We start from the raw sequence: 17,841 nt of genomic DNA, 5'->3' as shown, positions 1-17,841 counted from the left end.
CTCATCCCCTTCTGGCTACGTAAATAGCAGATTTCTTGTAGAACCACCATTTAATAAAGAACTTGTTTATTTTTTCTAAAAAAACCTCATCCAAGGGAAGAGCAATGCATTAGATAAAAAACAACAGACGACACCAAGTTGTTGAATCGCAACTTTAGGTGCCGTCCGAAGTACTAACCTACTATTTTATTGGTTTTATTTCGTCCTTTCTATAAGAAATGTTGCTTTAACCTCATGATAAGCTACTTCATCGAACACTAATGTATGAGTATAAGAATCGTTCAACACTAAGTCTTTCAAAAAAATCTTGTATGATCTTACTCCTAAGTTTTGGCTGCTAAACGAATCTTTGTCATTAAGATCTCCCTTTATCTCAATATAGTCAACGTCATAGTCTGGTCTTTCTACTTCAACAGTCAACTTTTGCCCAATCGGATGATTTTTAGATATATTAATTTGAAGGTCATTATCACTTGCTCTAACCCATCTTACCCTACTCCCTACTCTTTGTCCATCTTTCTTTAGCTCTCCTTCCACAGAGCCCCAAATTTCTAAATGATCCCCTTCATTGCTAGGAAAACCTGGCGTATTTGTTACATTAAGATCAACAATAGTGATTTCATACTCCGGATACGCCAAATCACAATTTCTTGCCTGATATTCGGTAGACAAAACCACTTTAGCCGTTGGAAAGCCCTCTTTAACATAACTAAGCTTATAGGATATGGGTGCCCCAGGAGAGTCTTTAGAATAATTACCCCCTTCAGCAATAAAATCATAAATTTGAGTTGGGTTGTCTGCAATACCCGCTACCGCTTGGGCAGCACTATTGCCATCTCCTCCCACTATGATGACTTTAACATTGGATTCTTGGAACAAACTTTTATAGGCGCCTTCCAGAGATGCTCCGCCTTCATTTTTCCCAATATTGTATGCAGCTTCAAAAGCAGCCTTTACCTCAGTAAGGGATGCTTGGGATTCTACGGTATACAAAACCATTCTCCCATAGGTTACGGAGGAGACATATACAGGGCTAGTAGACCCTAAGCTTTCGATACTTGGTAAAGAGGTAAATAAATCGCTTGGCAATTTTCCAGGGGAATCCAAATCCAGGGTAAAATATTTTTGAACGAATTTCAACACATACTTGCGTTTAACCGAAGAGGAACTAAAATCAAAATTTCCCGAAATCTCTTTTGCTCTACTCCTATAATTCGCCGCTAATGCAATGGACACATGTTCCTCTGAATACACTTCATATTCATCCGAAATAAGCTGTGCGGCCGTAGATCCATTTACTTCCCGGTTCAAAAGCTCTTGGATACCAGCCCTGACGTTACTAATCAAGTTAGGATTTTCTATGGTTACTGAGGGCTTACCGTCTATATTACTAAAAGATGTAGAAATCGTAATTGGGGCCCGATCCTCATTTATTCTAATATATTCACCTGAAGGAATAGACTCTCCTTTTAACATGGAACCTGGATAAATGACATCTGTGGTAGGATCCAACATAAAGAGTTCATTGTACCCAGGTGCTCCCTTATAGTTTTGGGTGGTGCATGCATACTCGGTATCCCCTGCTCGTGTCGTTTCCTCTGTCCCATTGGGTTCAATATCAGACTCTTCTGGTTGTACAAAAAAACTTAAATTGGCAATGGCTGCATCAAAGTCTGATGCATCGTTATTTGAAAATTGAGGCACGGTTCCATCATCAAGGGTTAGTTCTTCTTTACTACAAGCAAAGAAGACTAATAGGGCTACGAATGATAATATTCGTAAAGTTCTTTTCAATAGTGATTGATTTGTTTTCATAACTTCTTGGTTTTTAAGATTCAACATCTCAAACCTAGCTCAGAAAACAGGCCTCACCTAAAAATAAGTCTAGACAAAACATATACAAATTTAATTCTGAATACTAATTACGGCCTAGACATACCAATTATAAAAATGTACAATTAATATTTAACTAATTCAAAATCAATTATTTAAATTATTTTTATCCATACACCTAGATTACAATAGTCTATACAAATCCTAGACAAGACGCTTTTAAGATTAAAATCTTCATTCTATTACATTATCTTTATAAAAGAGGCGTTTTTACCAGAATCACCACTGCATTTTAACCTAAAAGATGTGTATAATATGAAGAAATGGCCACTATTATTGCTAATAATTTTTCCGCTATTGTCCTCAGGGCAAGACCAAAAACGGATAGATAGTTTGTTGCGTTTAATTCCCAAACAAAAAGACACCGCCTTAATTTGGACTTATCGTGCACTCTTTAATTCCTATATTAGAAAAAATCCTGCTAAAGCGAAGCCCTATTTGGATTCCGCTTTGACTCTGTCCCTCAATACAGAGCTAAGTACCAACTTACACGGGTATTTACTTTACGACCAAGGTAAATACAAGACAAATATAGGCCATTATTTAACTGCTGTTAGAGAATTGGAAATGGCAATAGATTCTTTTGTTAAAGTCAAAAACAAACCCATGACCGAGTTATGCTATAATAACTTAGGAATACCGTTAAAACATTTAGGGAGACTCAAAGAAGCGGTCGAAAGCTATATGACTTCTATCAAATTATCCAAAGATTTAGGTGACAATGAATATATCCGTTCAGCGGCTTATTTTAATATTGGTGTCATTCATTCCGAATTGGAGAATCTTGAACTTTCTAACGACTATTTTCAAAAAACTGAAAAGGTATGTTTAGAATATGATGATCCATGGTGTTTAGCTATATCGCGCTCAAACCTGGCTACTAATTATTATAAAGAAACAAAATATAACGAAGCTTTGGAGTTATATTTCTCATCCCTGAAATTTTTTATTGATAACGATTACAGGGTGGAAGCAGCCGAAGAATACGGGCATATAGGTGATGTCTATTTAGAAATAGGCGAAACTGCAAATGCACTAAAGTATTATAATGATTCCTTTAATGAAGCAAGGTCTATAAATGATCAGGCTACCATGGTCACAGCAAGTCGCAATATTGGCAATGTTTTTTTTGAACAGGATTATTTTACAATGGCCTTGAAGAATTATGAAGAAAGTCTGCATTTAGCCCTTACGAATGGGGCCAAAGTGGAAGCTAAAGATATTCTATTGAAGATTGCCGAAACCTATGCAAAGATTGGTAATTATAAAACTGCTTACGAATACGGGAAGAAGCATTTTGTGGCACATGATTCCATTTTCCAAAAAGAAAAAATAGACCAGATCAATGAATTGGAGGTACAGTACCAAACAGAAATGAAAGAGACAGAAATAGCACTTCAAAAAGAAGAAATTATAACCTTAAACCAAGATGTGGAAATTAGTAATTTAAGAAAAGGAATGTATGCAGGAGGGATGTTTACTGCCTTGGCACTATCTGGTCTGATATTTTTTGGTTTTAGACAGCGTATGAAAAAAAATCGTTTAGCAAGGGAAAAGCAGGAGGCAATCTATAAGCAAGAACTAGCTTATAAAAGGAAGGAATTGGCCAGCCAGACATTGCATTTGGTTCAAAAAAGTAGATTTATTGCCGAATTAAAGGACAACTTAGAAAAGGTGAAAAATTCCCCTGAACAGTTTAAGATAGAATTCAAAAGGATTGTAATGCTCCTAAAAAAACAAAGTGCCGCGGATAAAGACTGGGAGGTTTTCAAATCATATTTCTCCCAAGTCCACGAAAATTTTGAAGACCAGTTAAAAGCCTTGTGCGGCAGAATTACGGACAAAGAATTGCGGTTAGCTTCTTATGTAAAAATGGGATTGAACAATAATGAAATAGCCGATATTCTGAATGTTCTTCCCTCAAGTATCCATACTTCCAAATACCGATTAAAACAAAAATTGAATATTGATAAAGATTTAGATTTTGATAGTTTTATAAAATCATTATAAATAAAATTACTAGCACTAAGAAGTTAAAACACAGCTATCTGGCCTACTTCCAAATTAAGTTTTACTTAGCATTTTCTTGTAGTATGTTTTCAACAAAAAATTAAAAGGATATCATTATTCTACTTAAGGTACAACTATATTTTCGCTAATTTCTGTATCGGGAAAGAAGAAGAAGAAGAAGACGAAAGACTATATGGTTTGTACCTTTTTAGCTAATGGAAGCCGGGTCTTTATAAAAAGATTACTTCTAGCTAAAAAAAGAATATCTCTATCAACAAAAAAGCCGGTAACGCAAGTCACCAGCTTTTTTTATAATATATAGTTAGATTACTGGTAAACTCTTATATAGTCTACCTCCATAGTATCCTGCGTAAAGCCAGGGTCTATTGCTCCTCCTAAGGTTCCTCCCATGGCGATGTTCATGATAAAAAAGAAATCAGCATTAAAGGGTGTTTGATCAGAATTCACAAAACTCAGATGAATAAACTCATCATCCACAACGAACTTAATACTTTCCGGAGTCCATTCTACCGTATAGTTATGAAATTCAGAAGTAGCTGACGGAATCGGGACTTCTCCGAATACCGCTGTTCCTCCAAAATTACCCGGATAGTGAAGCGCACTGGAGGTAACATTTGCCTTATTACCAACGTGTTCCATAATATCTATTTCACCGCAAGTAGGCCATCCTACCTCTGCAAAGTTAGCTCCTAACGCCCATAAAGCAGGCCAGGTTCCTCCACCAGAAGGAAGTTTCGCTCTTACTTCCACTCTTCCATAGGTGAATTCATAGAGGTTTTCGGACTTAATCCTCGCCGACGTATAGGCACCAACCGGACTAACCCCAAAATCAAAGAAAACCACCACTCTATCATACGTATATGCCGGTGCAGAACTGAAGTCGAAAACTAATTCTTCCCATGCCTCCGTAACTGTAGTATTCATGTCAACCTCATAATTCTCATCAGCATTGGCAGAATTTTCTAGTTTTATTTTAACCACCGCTCCTTCTTTTGGAGACCAAGTCTTCATACTAATACTCGTATAAGTAGCTAAGTCTAATGGGGCAGCTAAATCAAAGAAAGACCCCGCAAAAGTTTCAGATCCAATAGGTTTTGTTGATTCTCCAACCGTGGAGGAAGTATTGATGCCGGAGGCGTCGGGATTAGGAATGACCACAGTTGAGGCACCACCAAAATTATTGAATACCGGAGGTGTACCCTCAAAATCATTTATTGAAGAAGAGGCGCCTCCAGTATTAGTAAGACTAATATCATCAAAATAATACACGGCATTTTCACCTCCTTCAGAAATAGCAGTAATTTTAAGAAAACCATCTTCCACAATTACATTGGCAGGATCGTCGGTATAGGTTTGGGCCTCGTTATTACCCCAGCCACCTGCACCAAGATCATAGGTCCAATTGGATGGATTTGGTGCTCCATTCACATCAAATTCATCGGACCACACCAGAGTATTATATATAGTTTCAAGTTTCTCGTCTCCACCCCCCACAGCTGGTTCGGATGAAAACCGATGATACCATGCTAAATCAGGGTTGGCTGCATCATAGGTCCTAACATATAGAAGATCCTCATCTATGGAGAGGATTTCATAGGAAGAAGACCCCACGTAATAACTCATGAAGCCACCATCCGAGAAGTCCATTTGTACTCCCGTTGTTTCGGCATCAGGAACATTTCCTGAAACCATCGACAAGGAAATGGTTTTAGTACCTGAGGTATCAAATTGATAACAAAAATCTTCTGCCTCTGTGCCACCTACTACATCTTTATGCGACGCATTAAAAAACGTTCTTCCTTTATTATCGAGTTCATAGCTGATTTCCCCGCTACCATTTACAGAAAAAGTCAGTTCGTCATCACAAAAACAATCCGAGGCACCATCACTGCATTTCTCATATGCCTGGGCTGAATACCACTTAGGATACCACCAATCACCATCAATACCTTCTCGGGCAGGACCCACGCCCAGATGTCCTGGCTGCGCCGCTGCCAAATACCAAGTTTTAGAGCTCCCAGAGGTTAAAAGATTAATTATCTCCGCGTTGGCAGAATCTCCAGCATCGCTGGTTACAGAAATTTCTATTGAGCTAGAAACACTTAAGCCACCAGTACCATTTGCAGTAACGGTAACATTATAAGTGTTTTGACCTCCCATTTCGTATACCTTGACCACAGTTCCGGTTAGAGATTCTTGGGATGTGCCATCACCAAAATCAAACGAAAAGGAGGTAGCATTTTGTGCTGTTGCACTAAACGCTACTTCACCGGATCCATCATCGCTAATATCTGAGGTAACTACTAAATTTGATGGGGCAACATTTGTTGGGGCTTTATCATCTGACGAACAACTCATAAAGAGTACAAGGAGCACACCAAAACTGTACTTTAATTTTTTCATAGTTTTCATAATTTTCTTTTTTTTAATTCTTTTTATAATCCCATTAATTATAAAAATAACCAAGGACTAAAATCTTAAACAACTTTTCTCGTCTCAATAAGATAGTCTTATTTTTCTCAAATTTAGACGGCCCAAAATACGTATAATTTAAAAAATAACATATAAAGTTACCAAATAAACAAAAGTCGACTTCAAAAAGACAGACTTTTCCGGGTTTTATCTAGGACGCAAAATATCTGCAGAAAACCTTATCTTACCTGTATATAAGGACTTTTATAAAATACAAACAAAGCATTACCGAATGAAACATGCATTACTCTTTTTGTTCATAATCGTAATTCTGGCTTCCTGTAAAAACAGGGAAGCTACCGAACCCACTAATTCTCCCAATCCAAAACCAAATATTATCTATATTCTGGCAGACGATTTAGGCTATGCAGATATAGGTGCCTATGGACAAAAATTAATTGAGACCCCTAATATAGATGCCTTAGCAAGTTCTGGAATGCTCTTTACCCAGCATTATACTAGCGCACCGGTTTGCGCCCCAGCGCGTTTTATGTTGCTAACAGGGAAACATGCAGGGCACGCCTACATTCGAAGTAATTCGGAATGGAAAGAAAGAGGGGATGTATGGAATTACAGGGCTATGGCCAAAGACTCTACTTTGGAGGGGCAGGGACCAATGCCCAAATCTACAGTTACCATGGCTCACCATTTTAAAAAGGCGGGATATACCACTGGACTAGTTGGTAAATGGGGACTCGGGGCTCCTCATACGCATTCTATACCTAATGAAATGGGATTCGACTTTTTCTATGGTTATAATTGCCAAAGACAGGCGCATACCTACTATCCATTACATCTATATAAAAACAGGAAGCGAGTAGCCTTGCAAAATGACACTATTGCACCCAATACACCTTTTCCAGAGGGGGCAAATCCCAATGATCCAAATAGTTATACCGACTACAGTCTAACAGACTATGCCCCCGAATTAATGTATAAGGAACTAAGCAACTTTGTGGAAGAAAATAAAAGAAATCCATTTTTCTTGTATTGGGCCACCCCTATTCCTCATGTTGCTCTTCAGGCTCCACAAAAATGGGTAGACTATTATTCCCATAAGTTTGGGGAAGAAGAACCCTATCTCTCTGGAGGTAGAAATCGCTATTTCTCTCATAAAAACCCCCATGCCGCTTATGCCGCAATGGTATCCTACCTTGATGAAAATATTGGGAAATTAATACAACAATTAAAAGACGAGGGAATCTACGAGAATACACTAATCATTTTCACTTCTGATAATGGACCCAGTTATGCCGGCGGTGCAGACCCTGTCTATTTTGAAAGTGCCAAACCCTTTGATGGACAATACGGTAGAGGAAAGGGCTTTCTTTACGAAGGTGGAATTCGCATACCTATGATAGCTTCCTGGCCAAATAAGATAATGCCGGGTACTAAAAGTGATCATATTTCTGCTCACTACGATATGTTGGCAACCTTTGGAGATATAGTTGGGTTTGAGGTACCTGAGGATACCGATGGTATAAGTATCTCTCCTACACTTTTTGAGAGCAATAAACAAAAGGAACACGAATTCCTGTATTGGGAATTTCCAAGCTACGGCGGACAGGTGGCGCTCCGAATGGGAGATTGGAAAGTCTTACGACAAAACTTAAAAAATGAAGAAACTCCCACGCTAGAGCTATATAACTTAAAAATCGATCCAGCGGAAGAGAACAATGTGGCCAATTTACATCCCGAAACCTTAGAAAAAGCGGCAAAGATTTTTAAGGAAGAACGAACGGAGCCAGAATTAGAAGATTTTAAAATACCCCTGCTTGATCATGGCCTGTTATTTAATGAAAAATAATCTTTATTTAATACCTTGCTTCGGTGCTCAATGTAAAATTGCTTAACTTGAAAAAGCTGTAATAAATTCATTTTTCTATTCTAAGATTATTTTTGTGAATCCTAAAGCCCTGACATTTTTAATTTTTATAATCCTTCATATTCCTTTAGAATTTACATTTTCACAAAACAAAAGTTTTACACAAAAGAAATATACTGCAAATTGGGAGTCCGTAACAAATAAGGAAACACCTAAATGGTTTAAAGATGCAAAGTTTGGAATCTATTTCCATTGGGGACCTTATAGCGTTCCCGCATATAAGACGGAATGGTACTCCCATTATATGTATGATAAGAATCACCCTATTTATAACTATCACAGAAAAAAATATGGTCCTTTAGACGAATTTGGATATAAAGATTTTATCCCCATGTTTACAGGAGAATACTTTGACGCCGATACTTGGGTGAGTTTATTCCAAAAGGCAGGAGCACAATTTGTAGGACCTGTTACAGAGCATGCAGATGGCTTTGCTATGTGGGATAGCAAACTCACACAATGGAATGCAAAAAATATGGGGCCCAAAAGAGATATTGTTGGGGAAATGGAAAAGGCTGTTCGGAAAACAGATATGAAGTTTATAACTACTTTTCATCATCAATGGCTCTGGTCTTGGTATTCTACCTGGGATGAGAATACCGATGCTTCTAGTGATCTTTATAGGGAATTGTACGGCCCAAAATTAAATAGCAGCCAGTTTATTGGTTCGGAAGAGTTTCCGACCTATATGGCCGATGACAGCTTTGCACAGAACTGGCTAAATAAAGTCAAGGAGGTGATTCAATACTACCAGCCAGATCTGATTTATTTTGATAATAAACTCAATATACTGGACGAAAAATACAGGCTAGACTTTCTTCAGTATTATTATAACTATGCAGATTCTATTAAAAAGGAAGTGGTGGTAACTTATAAAGCCAAGGATCTTAAGAAAGGTTCGGGAATACTCGACTTGGAAAGAGCACGCATGAGTGACAAAAAAGATTTTCTTTGGTTAACTGACGATTCAGTAGATTGGAATTCATGGTGTAATGTTGAAAACCCCGACTATAAATCTACCAATAGAATCATAGATTTTTTAGTAGATGTAGTAAGTAAGAACGGACGTGTTTTGTTAAACGTTACACCGACTGCCGAGGGAATAATACCAACAATTGTTGAAAAGAGATTATTAGAGATAGGAGACTGGTTTAAAATCAACGGGGAGGCCATTTATGAGACCCGGCCCTATATAATTTATGGAGAAGGACCGCAGCAAATAGTTGAAGGGCACTTAAGTGAAAGACAAAATTCTGAAGCCACATCTGAAGACATTCGTTTTACCACAAAAGAGAATATATTATATGCTATTGTACTAGACTGGCCCAAAGACACGCTTAGAATTAAATCGTTGGGAACAAATTCGGAATTTCTAAAAAAGAATATAAGAAGGATTACACTTTTAGGCTCAGAAGAGATAGTTAAATGGAAGCGTAAACTGGAAGACCTTAGTATAAATGTACCAGGAAACAAGGCCGGAGCACATGCATTTGCATTTAAAATAGAACTAGAGTAGACAGTAATAGACCCATAGATACAACGTCTCTCATAGAATAACTGTAGATACTCTAAATTTTAGCCAATTTCTGATTTATATTCTTGGCAGAAAGCTTAAATAATTTAAATTCTTTTTGTTCAGAGGGTAGTCCAAAATCGCTATATATAGTTACTTTAAGATAGGTAGGTGTTAAACTTTTATTCCCTAAATATTTTACATTTACCTGCCACTCCCCCTCCGGATCGAAGATTAAATGTTCTTGGCTTGAGAAACCGTATTTCTTTTCTTCTTTAATGAGACTTTCATTATCAAAAAGACTGTGCTTAAAGAGGTAGTATTGCTTTTGGTCATTCACAAATTGTAATTCAAATTCTGCTTCACTATCATTCCATTCAAAAAAAAGTCTAGTCCCATTAAAACCTTCTTTATCCTTTATAATGGCCGATCTATTCTTAGGAATTAGCTCTTTGTTCTGCGCCAATAGATTGTCGAAATCTCTTTTCAATATTCCGGTAAAATTTTCCGATTCTTGAAATAAATCCTCCGATAAAAGATAGTTATACCGCGCATATAACAAAGCTGCACGTCTGGCATTGCCAACATTTAAATAGGCGTTTGCCAAATCCCGATAGGACTGCTGATATTCCGGTCTTAAAATAAATATTTGTTTATATACAGCTAATGAAGTTCTAAAATTCCCTTCATCATCCATCTGATATGCCAGGGCCTTTAATACTACAGGGTTATCCGAAAATTTCCATTGTATTGTTCGTGTTATCTGCTCTACCATTTCCGGGTTTTGTCTGTTCTTGGCGAAGAAATTTCGCGAATCTAGATAAAAGAAGGGCGAGGGACTGTTACGTTTCGACTGCTCCATATAAATTGCTATTGCATCCTCCATACTATTGGAAGCGCGTAAGTTTTCAAGATAATTTGGAGCCACCTCTTCCAAACTTGGGCGCGCTTCTCCTTCAACAAAGAAGTTTGTCCTTAATTTAGCTTGGTCGTACGGTGCGTTTGATTCGGGTTCAAAGGAAAAATTGGTCATTTTTGTATTGATAATGACCAGACCGCCGGCGGCCAAACTTCCATACCTCTGCAAGGCTCCAATAGAAGAAATAATAGCGATTCTCTCGATATTTAAAACATCGATATACGTTGGTGCAGTTTGCATAAGATTACCGTCTACATCAAATAAAATAGGCGTGGGGTTATTTATGGAAGTATATCCCCTTGGAAAATAAGCAACAACATTATTTAAATCATTTATTCTACCAGAAATTAAAATATTAGGAACCTTGGCCCTTAGTATCGATATGATGTCAAAGGAGGCAGGATTTAAGTCTTTGCCCTGAAAAACTCTGATATTGTAATTGAAACGTCTAGTATCTATAATACCATAAGATGTCCTAATTAGATCCTTATTGGTGTGGTATTCTAAACTTAAATCGGATTGTGATTTATGATAGTCTTTTGTTACTACCACTTCGGATAGCTCCTGAACTTCATCCTTTAATTTTACGTTTAAAAAGGTAGTAACATCTTCCACATCTATTTCCACAGCTTTCTTCCCGTTATAATTATAGGCCAAAGTTTCGCCTTCCTGTGCTCTTATTTGATACCTCCCCTGTCTGTCTGTTTTTACCTTCGTGGCCGAATTAATATTAGCCACTTCCACTTCCATTAATGGTGTTTTACCATCCGTTACTATACCGCTTATACTTCTGTAACCATCCTGAGATGTACACAGGGCCACAATGAATAAGGTGAAACCAAAAAATAAAGACTCTTTCATAGCTAATAATTTTATACCGAATTTGAACATTTCGGAAGGACATTTTTCATTTTAAAAAAAGACAATCCCCCATAGAGCATATCCAATACAGTAAATTACAAAATAATCGAATCGGTAGTTGTTAAATTAATCCTATAAGCAGAATTTAACCTTCCTAGGGTTTGAAGAAGGATTATCTAAGCCAAGAAGTGCCCATAGTGACATATACAGCCCAATCCTCGGGACCTCTTGCAATATCAAGCCCAGTTTTAAGTCCTAACTTGCGTGCAATTAAATACCTAAATCCAGTTCCCCCACTCCAAACTACCTCACCGAAACCAGTATCTGGGGATGTAGAATAAGTAGTTCCTAGTCCAACAAAGCCTAAAATTCCCCAACGCTTATTTAAATTATACAGTTGTTCGGTCTCTGCTAGGAGCATTCCTTCCCCTTGATATCGCAATGCCGGTATACCCCTAATGGCTACATAAGGTTTTGCGTAAAAAGGAGCAGATTCCGAGGCCCAGGCAGTCTCTATTCGAAAGGCGGGCATCCATTTTTCACTTACGGGTAAATACCAGAATGCATGAAAGTTTAGTTTATTCCAGTTCTTTGTGCTTCCTAAAAATTCTAAATACTGATCATAACTCAAATGAACTTTTAGACCATCCGTTGGACTGAAGGTATTGTTAGTACTATCAAATTCTGATATTACAGAGAGACCACTATTTACAAGATTCACATCTCTCCTGTCAATTATATCAATATTATCAAAAACAGGAATATCAATTTTCGAAAACTGATACTTACCTCCTAAGAAAAAATCACTTCCGCCCAAACGAAAAATTAATTGTTGTACCAATGAAAACTGTTTTAACTCAAAACTCACCGGCTGTCCTAAGTCTCGATAATAATCCAAGAAAATATTACCATATCCTACAATTCCCCTATATCGTATTTGGTCCTCTTTCCAAAAACCTAAATACGCACCTCCTAGAATCCAAGTTCCGTTTGTTGTAATACCCCCGGTTAAAGCAGCTACATCTTTCTTATGTGTTGGATCCTCTTTATTGACGAAATAAGCCCCTCCTATAATTGCTCCAAACCCTACCGCTGGCTCCGTAATCGGAATTAAAAACGGCAGAATACCATTATTCTCTATAAGGTAAGTACTAACATCAAAGGCGTTGTCTAAAGAATCCCTAAAAGCACTTGGATTTTTTTGCCCATTCAGAAAATAGAAAGAACATATACAAAGAGAAAGGAGTGTGAGTTTTTTTACAGCCATGAAGTTTATTTTATCCCAAAATTGTACCATTTAATTAAAAGATTATTTAAAGGTAAGGAAAGCCCTCAATACTCTATTAGTAATAGCTGATAGATTGTTGCTTGTTATTTATGAGTTTTAGTTTTATAAGAGAAAAATATTTCATGAAGCCCGTAGGCTTCAGAGCGCCTTTATGATATATATACACCGCTTAGGTATCCGTATTCTGTAACATTAATTACACAGACCTTTTAAATACCAGAATCATGACAATCATCATGTTTTTCATTGGTAAATGGCACTAATTTCGGGCTATCAAATAGACTTAAAACTATTCCCATGGAGACAATTTCTAGTATTAAAACAAGAGTTTACCGATTTGGTAATAAAAATGCAGACGGCAGTAGTGAAATGAAGAACCTCTTAGGAGGTAAAGGAGCTAACTTGGCTGAAATGAGCGCCATAGGTATTCCCGTTCCTCCAGGATTTACCATTACTACAGAGGTCTGTACTGCGTATAACAGGCTTGGACAGGAAGATACCATTTATTTAATAAAGGAGGAGGTAGAAAGTGCGATCGACTTTATTGAAAATATAATGGGATGTAAATTTGGAGATATGGAAAATCCGCTTTTAATCTCCGTAAGATCAGGTGCGCGTGTTTCCATGCCAGGGATGATGGACACAGTCCTTAACCTAGGCTTAAATGACCAAGCCATTGATGGTTTAATTAGGAAAACAGCAAACGAAAGGTTTGTATGGGACTCTTACCGCAGGTTTATTCAAATGTACTCTGGGGTAGTTCTAGGAATGAAACCCCTGACAAAGGAAGATATAGATCCTTTCGAAGAAATCATGGAACATCTTAAAGAAAAAAGAGAAATTACACTAGATACAGATTTTACAGTCCAAGACTTGAAGGATTTGGTCTATGATTTTAAGGATGTAGTTAGGAAAAGAACAGGAAAAGAATTTCCCATGGATCCATGGGAACAACTTTGGGGAGCCGTAATGGCCGTATTTGATAGTTGGAATGGAGACCGAGCAAAATATTATCGCAAAATGAATGGCTACCCGTCAGACTGGGGAACCGCTGTTAATGTTCAGGCAATGGTCTTTGGAAATATGGGCGAAAATTCTGGAACCGGTGTATGTTTTACAAGAGATGCGGCAACCGGAGAAAATGTTTTTAATGGCGAATATCTTATTAATGCTCAAGGCGAAGATGTAGTAGCCGGAGTAAGAACCCCTCAACAAATTACTACTCTGGGGTCTAAGAAGTGGGCCGAATTAGCACAAATAGAAGAAAAAGATAGATCTGAAAACTATCCATCCCTAGAAGAACTAATGCCAAAAATGTTCTATGAATTAAACCAATATCAAGACATTTTAGAGAGGCATTATCGCGATATGCAAGATATGGAATTTACCATTCAAGATGGTAAATTATGGATTCTCCAAACCAGAAATGGAAAAAGAACTGGTGCGGCAATGGTTAAAATTGCGGTTGATTTACTTAAAGAAGGGCTAATAAATGAAAAGGAAGCAATGCTTCGTATTGAACCCAATAAATTGGATGAGCTGCTGCATCCCGTTTTTGACCCAGCTGGTTTAGTTAAAGAAGATATTATTGCACAGGGTTTACCTGCCTCTCCAGGGGCAGCAACTGGCCAAATCGTATTCTTTGCAGATGAAGCAGATAAATACAAATACACTATTCTAACAAGAATTGAAACTTCTCCAGAAGACCTGGAAGGTATGAATGTGGCCAAAGGTATATTAACAGCCCGAGGAGGAATGACATCGCATGCCGCCGTGGTAGCCCGTGGAATGGGGAAATGCTGCGTTTCCGGAGCCGGAGCTCTAAAAATAAACTACAAAGAAAGAACCATGACTGTGGAAGGCAAAGAATACCAGGAAGGAGATTGGATTTCTATCAATGGGTCTACAGGTAATATAATTGAGGGCAAAGTACCTACCATGGAACCAGAACTTAGTGGAGAATTTGCGCAAATTATGTCTTTGTCTGATAAGTTTAGAAAAATGAAGGTTCGAACAAACGCGGATACCCCAAAAGACGCTAAAGTAGCTAGAAGTTTTGGAGCAGAGGGAATAGGTCTTACAAGAACAGAGCATATGTTTTTTGAAGTAGATCGTATTAAAGCAATGCGTGAAATGATATTGGCCGATACGGTAAAGGGAAGGAAATTAGCTTTAAAAGAACTCTTGCCAATGCAACGATCCGACTTTGAAGGTATATTTGAAGCAATGCAAGGTTTACCTGTGACTGTTAGACTTTTAGACCCGCCTTTACACGAGTTTGTTCCCCACCAATTAGCAACACAAAAGGAGCTTGCAGAAGACCTCCATATTTCCCTGTCGTCAGTAAAAACTAAGGTAGCTGAACTTCAAGAATTTAACCCAATGTTAGGACATAGGGGTTGCAGACTGGGGAATACCTATCCCGAAATAACGGAGATGCAAACTAGAGCCATTATCGAAGCAGCTCTTAACTTAAAAGAAAAAGGAATTGAGGTTACTCCAGAAATTATGGTCCCACTCATCGGTACGGTAAATGAATTTGTTGTTCAAGATGAGATTATACGTAAAACGGCAGAACAGGTATTTAAGGAACGGAACAATAAGGTAGAATTTCTTGTAGGTACGATGATAGAAATTCCTAGAGCAGCCTTAATGGCGGATAAAATTGCAGAAAGAGCTGACTTTTTCTCCTTTGGCACGAATGACTTAACACAAATGGCATTTGGTTATTCTAGAGACGATGCAGGGAAGTTCTTATCCATTTATTTGGAGAAAGGAATTCTAACCTCTGATCCATTCGAAATAATTGATCGGGAAGGTGTAGGACAATTATTGGCAATAGGTACAGAAAGAGGTAGAAAAACCAAACCAAGTTTAAAAGTAGGTATTTGTGGAGAACACGGAGGGGAACCCAATTCTGTGGAATTCTGTAATATGATAGGGATGAATTATGTGAGCTGTTCTCCTTTTAGAGTTCCTATTGCTCGGGTGGCCGCGGCTCAGGCAAGTATTCTAGACAAAGAGCAGAACAGCTAGTGGAGTGTAAAAAAGGTTTAGATACACATTATTGATTTTAATTATTGTATTAAACACTATTTTTGTGCGTGTAAGCCTTTTTTATGTTTCAAATTTTTAATAAGAAAAAATTTTTAGTAGACTATCTTTCCGGATTCATAGATATTCATAATCATATTCTACCTGGAATTGATGATGGTGCTAAATCTGTAGAAGACTCTATTGCACTTATAAAAGGTTTTTCCTCCATTGGTATAAGCAGCTTTGTTGCTACACCACATATAATGAATAACTACTATCCGAACACCGAAGAATCTATATCCACATCATTACACGATTTAACCAATGCCTTATTAACAGAAAACCTAACCGACATACGAATTGAGGCGGCGGCTGAACATATGATAGACGATGCCTTTGAAGATTTGCTTGTGAACAAACAAATTATGCCTTTGCGAAAAGACTTTTTACTTATAGAAATGTCTTATCTGCAACCTGCTATTCATTTCGAAGAATGCATAGAAAGTATTATGAAAAATGGCTTTTTTCCGATTTTAGCACATCCGGAACGTTATGGATATTGGCATTCAGAACAAAAAAAATATCCTTATTACAAAAACAAAGGGGTCTTATATCAGTTGAATTTACTCTCCCTAAGCAACTATTATGGTCCTGAAGTAAAAAAAATGGCATATAGTTTACTAGACAAGGGTCATATTGATTTCGTAGCTTCAGACGTACATAACCTAATGCAACTTAATAACCTAAAAGACTTGCAAATATCTCCGAAAAAAATTAAAAAGTTGCTGCCATTAATAGAGAATACAATCTCTCATTTTTACTAATCAATACAGTATTAAGAATAGGACAGGCTGTTATTTTTTAATTATAAAAGGTACGGTTTCTTGCGAGTTTAGTCCACTAACTGTTATATAATAAATTCCTTCCGATAGTGTATTTAAGTCTAAAACTTCCTCTGGCAAATGAGCATTATTAAGTCGTTGTTGCCAGACAAGCTGATTTAGAGTTGTCGTTATTTGTATTTGCACCGCCTCCCCTTGATAGCTGCTTAAATTTAGTTTTAATACCCCATTTGTAGGATTTGGATAAACAGAAAATGGATCTGCTATCAAATCAATATCTGGCTTACTTTCTTGGGGTGATTTAACAAGAGTGCCAATCTGTTTTGCAGCAACGGATGCTGTTGTAAACACAGAAACATTGTCATATACTGCAGTGGTTATAACGCCATCTCTATGCGAAGTCGTCGCTAAGCCTACTTCAATGGTTTCACTCATCGAGATGGTTCTACTGCCTAACTGCTGCCAATTGCCATTGGTCGCAGAAGCATAGCCTGTAAAAGTATCCCCTTGGCGAACAAGTCTTAGATAGTAGGGATAACTTCCCACGGCAATAGGTCCAATATTATTTGCCGAAGGGGTCATAGTAGCTCCTGTAGTGGGCCTATCCTCAAAATTATAGGCAATGCCAACATTCAATGGGTTCGGAGACAGGGCCATTAAAACCATTTTGGCATTCGCTGCTGTGCCATTACGCATCATCACGCCGGCTTTGGCCCAATCGTTCGTATCTTCCAAGGATACTACTCTGGCGATAATCTCCCCATCTCCCGTAAGGGATTGGTGTACAAAATGAAACTCATCACTACTATTCCAGATATCACGACCTGAGGCCTCTACCTGATAGACTCCATTGTCTACACAAGCACTGCCATCCGCAGCAACATTACCAATATCTCTATTACTCCAGGGAGCCGATAATGAAATGCATCCGCCGGGGGCTGCAGTAACTGTAATAGTTAAACTTTCTTCATCAAACTCTCTTTGTGCGTCTTCTACACGCAAGGTTACCTGGTAGTTCCCCGCACTACTAAACTCTTTTGATGGGGAACTCGCATTTGAAGTACTACCATCACCAAAAGTCCATAAATAACTCGTTATCTC

10 protein-coding genes are annotated in these 17,841 nt (G+C 37.8%); 5 read left to right on the top strand and 5 right to left on the bottom strand.

The features are described 5' to 3' along the window. Positions 1-195 precede the first annotated feature (195 nt). On the bottom strand, positions 196-1,815 hold the full coding sequence (locus tag PXG98_RS12930; protein WP_276391710.1) for a thiol-activated cytolysin family protein: 1,620 nt from the start codon (positions 1,813-1,815) through the stop codon (positions 196-198). Positions 1,816-2,148: 333 nt separating this feature from the next. Here PXG98_RS12930 and PXG98_RS12925 point away from each other — a divergent pair, with 333 nt between their 5' ends. Then, entirely contained in the window at positions 2,149-3,903 is a 1,755-nt protein-coding gene (locus PXG98_RS12925) for a tetratricopeptide repeat protein (RefSeq protein ID WP_276391709.1), read from the top strand. Positions 3,904-4,230: 327 nt separating this feature from the next. Here PXG98_RS12925 and PXG98_RS12920 read toward each other — a convergent pair whose 3' ends face one another. After that, on the bottom strand, positions 4,231-6,327 hold the full coding sequence (locus PXG98_RS12920) for a family 16 glycosylhydrolase (protein ID WP_276391707.1): 2,097 nt from the start codon (positions 6,325-6,327) through the stop codon (positions 4,231-4,233). A gap of 301 nt (positions 6,328-6,628) precedes the next feature. Between PXG98_RS12920 and PXG98_RS12915 the strand changes: the two genes are divergently transcribed. Then, positions 6,629-8,203 carry an arylsulfatase gene (locus PXG98_RS12915; RefSeq protein ID WP_276391706.1) on the top strand — a complete coding sequence of 525 codons (1,575 nt, stop codon included), beginning with the start codon at positions 6,629-6,631 and terminating at the stop codon, positions 8,201-8,203. 94 nt (positions 8,204-8,297) lie between these two features. After that, entirely contained in the window at positions 8,298-9,797 is a 1,500-nt protein-coding gene (locus PXG98_RS12910; protein ID WP_276391704.1) for an alpha-L-fucosidase, read from the top strand. A 52-nt stretch (positions 9,798-9,849) separates the two neighbouring features. On the opposite strand, the gene PXG98_RS12905 is transcribed toward PXG98_RS12910, so the two are convergent. Together PXG98_RS12905 and PXG98_RS12900 are read right to left on the bottom strand one after the other, a co-directional pair. After that, positions 9,850-11,574: a carboxypeptidase-like regulatory domain-containing protein gene (locus tag PXG98_RS12905; RefSeq protein WP_276391703.1), complete on the bottom strand. Its 1,725-nt coding sequence runs from the start codon at positions 11,572-11,574 to the stop codon at positions 9,850-9,852. Positions 11,575-11,746: 172 nt separating this feature from the next. Beyond that, positions 11,747-12,841, bottom strand: a complete 1,095-nt coding sequence (locus tag PXG98_RS12900) for a BamA/TamA family outer membrane protein (RefSeq protein ID WP_276391700.1) — start codon at positions 12,839-12,841, stop codon at positions 11,747-11,749. Between the two features lie 318 nt (positions 12,842-13,159). Between PXG98_RS12900 and ppdK the strand changes: the two genes are divergently transcribed. Beyond that, the gene (gene ppdK / locus PXG98_RS12895; RefSeq protein ID WP_276391698.1) at positions 13,160-15,898 is read left to right on the top strand and encodes a pyruvate, phosphate dikinase; all 2,739 of its coding nucleotides are present in this window, start codon (positions 13,160-13,162) and stop codon (positions 15,896-15,898) included. Positions 15,899-15,981: 83 nt separating this feature from the next. Then, a complete protein-coding gene (locus PXG98_RS12890; RefSeq protein ID WP_276391697.1) occupies positions 15,982-16,722 on the top strand; it encodes a tyrosine-protein phosphatase in 741 nt (246 codons plus the stop codon). Between the two features lie 30 nt (positions 16,723-16,752). Here PXG98_RS12890 and PXG98_RS12885 read toward each other — a convergent pair. After that, positions 16,753-17,841: PKD domain-containing protein (locus PXG98_RS12885; protein WP_276391696.1), on the bottom strand; the 1,089-nt coding region annotated here is incomplete at its 5' end.

The organism is Eudoraea chungangensis (assembly GCF_029360665.1).
Taxonomy (GTDB): Bacteria; Bacteroidota; Bacteroidia; order Flavobacteriales; family Flavobacteriaceae; genus Eudoraea; species Eudoraea chungangensis.
Note: the sequence above shows the minus strand (reverse complement) of the source record. Positions and strands in the feature narration are given on the sequence as shown.

Coding starts and splice junctions, on each gene's coding strand:
- PXG98_RS12915 (WP_276391706.1), top strand. CDS start 6,629: ATGAAACATGCATTACTCTTTTTGTTCATAATCGTAATTCTGGCTTCC.
- PXG98_RS12930 (WP_276391710.1), bottom strand. CDS start 1,815: ATGAAAACAAATCAATCACTATTGAAAAGAACTTTACGAATATTATCA.
- PXG98_RS12920 (WP_276391707.1), bottom strand. CDS start 6,327: ATGAAAAAATTAAAGTACAGTTTTGGTGTGCTCCTTGTACTCTTTATG.
- PXG98_RS12900 (WP_276391700.1), bottom strand. CDS start 12,841: ATGGCTGTAAAAAAACTCACACTCCTTTCTCTTTGTATATGTTCTTTC.
- PXG98_RS12890 (WP_276391697.1), top strand. CDS start 15,982: ATGTTTCAAATTTTTAATAAGAAAAAATTTTTAGTAGACTATCTTTCC.
- PXG98_RS12925 (WP_276391709.1), top strand. CDS start 2,149: ATGAAGAAATGGCCACTATTATTGCTAATAATTTTTCCGCTATTGTCC.
- ppdK (WP_276391698.1), top strand. CDS start 13,160: ATGGAGACAATTTCTAGTATTAAAACAAGAGTTTACCGATTTGGTAAT.
- PXG98_RS12905 (WP_276391703.1), bottom strand. CDS start 11,574: ATGAAAGAGTCTTTATTTTTTGGTTTCACCTTATTCATTGTGGCCCTG.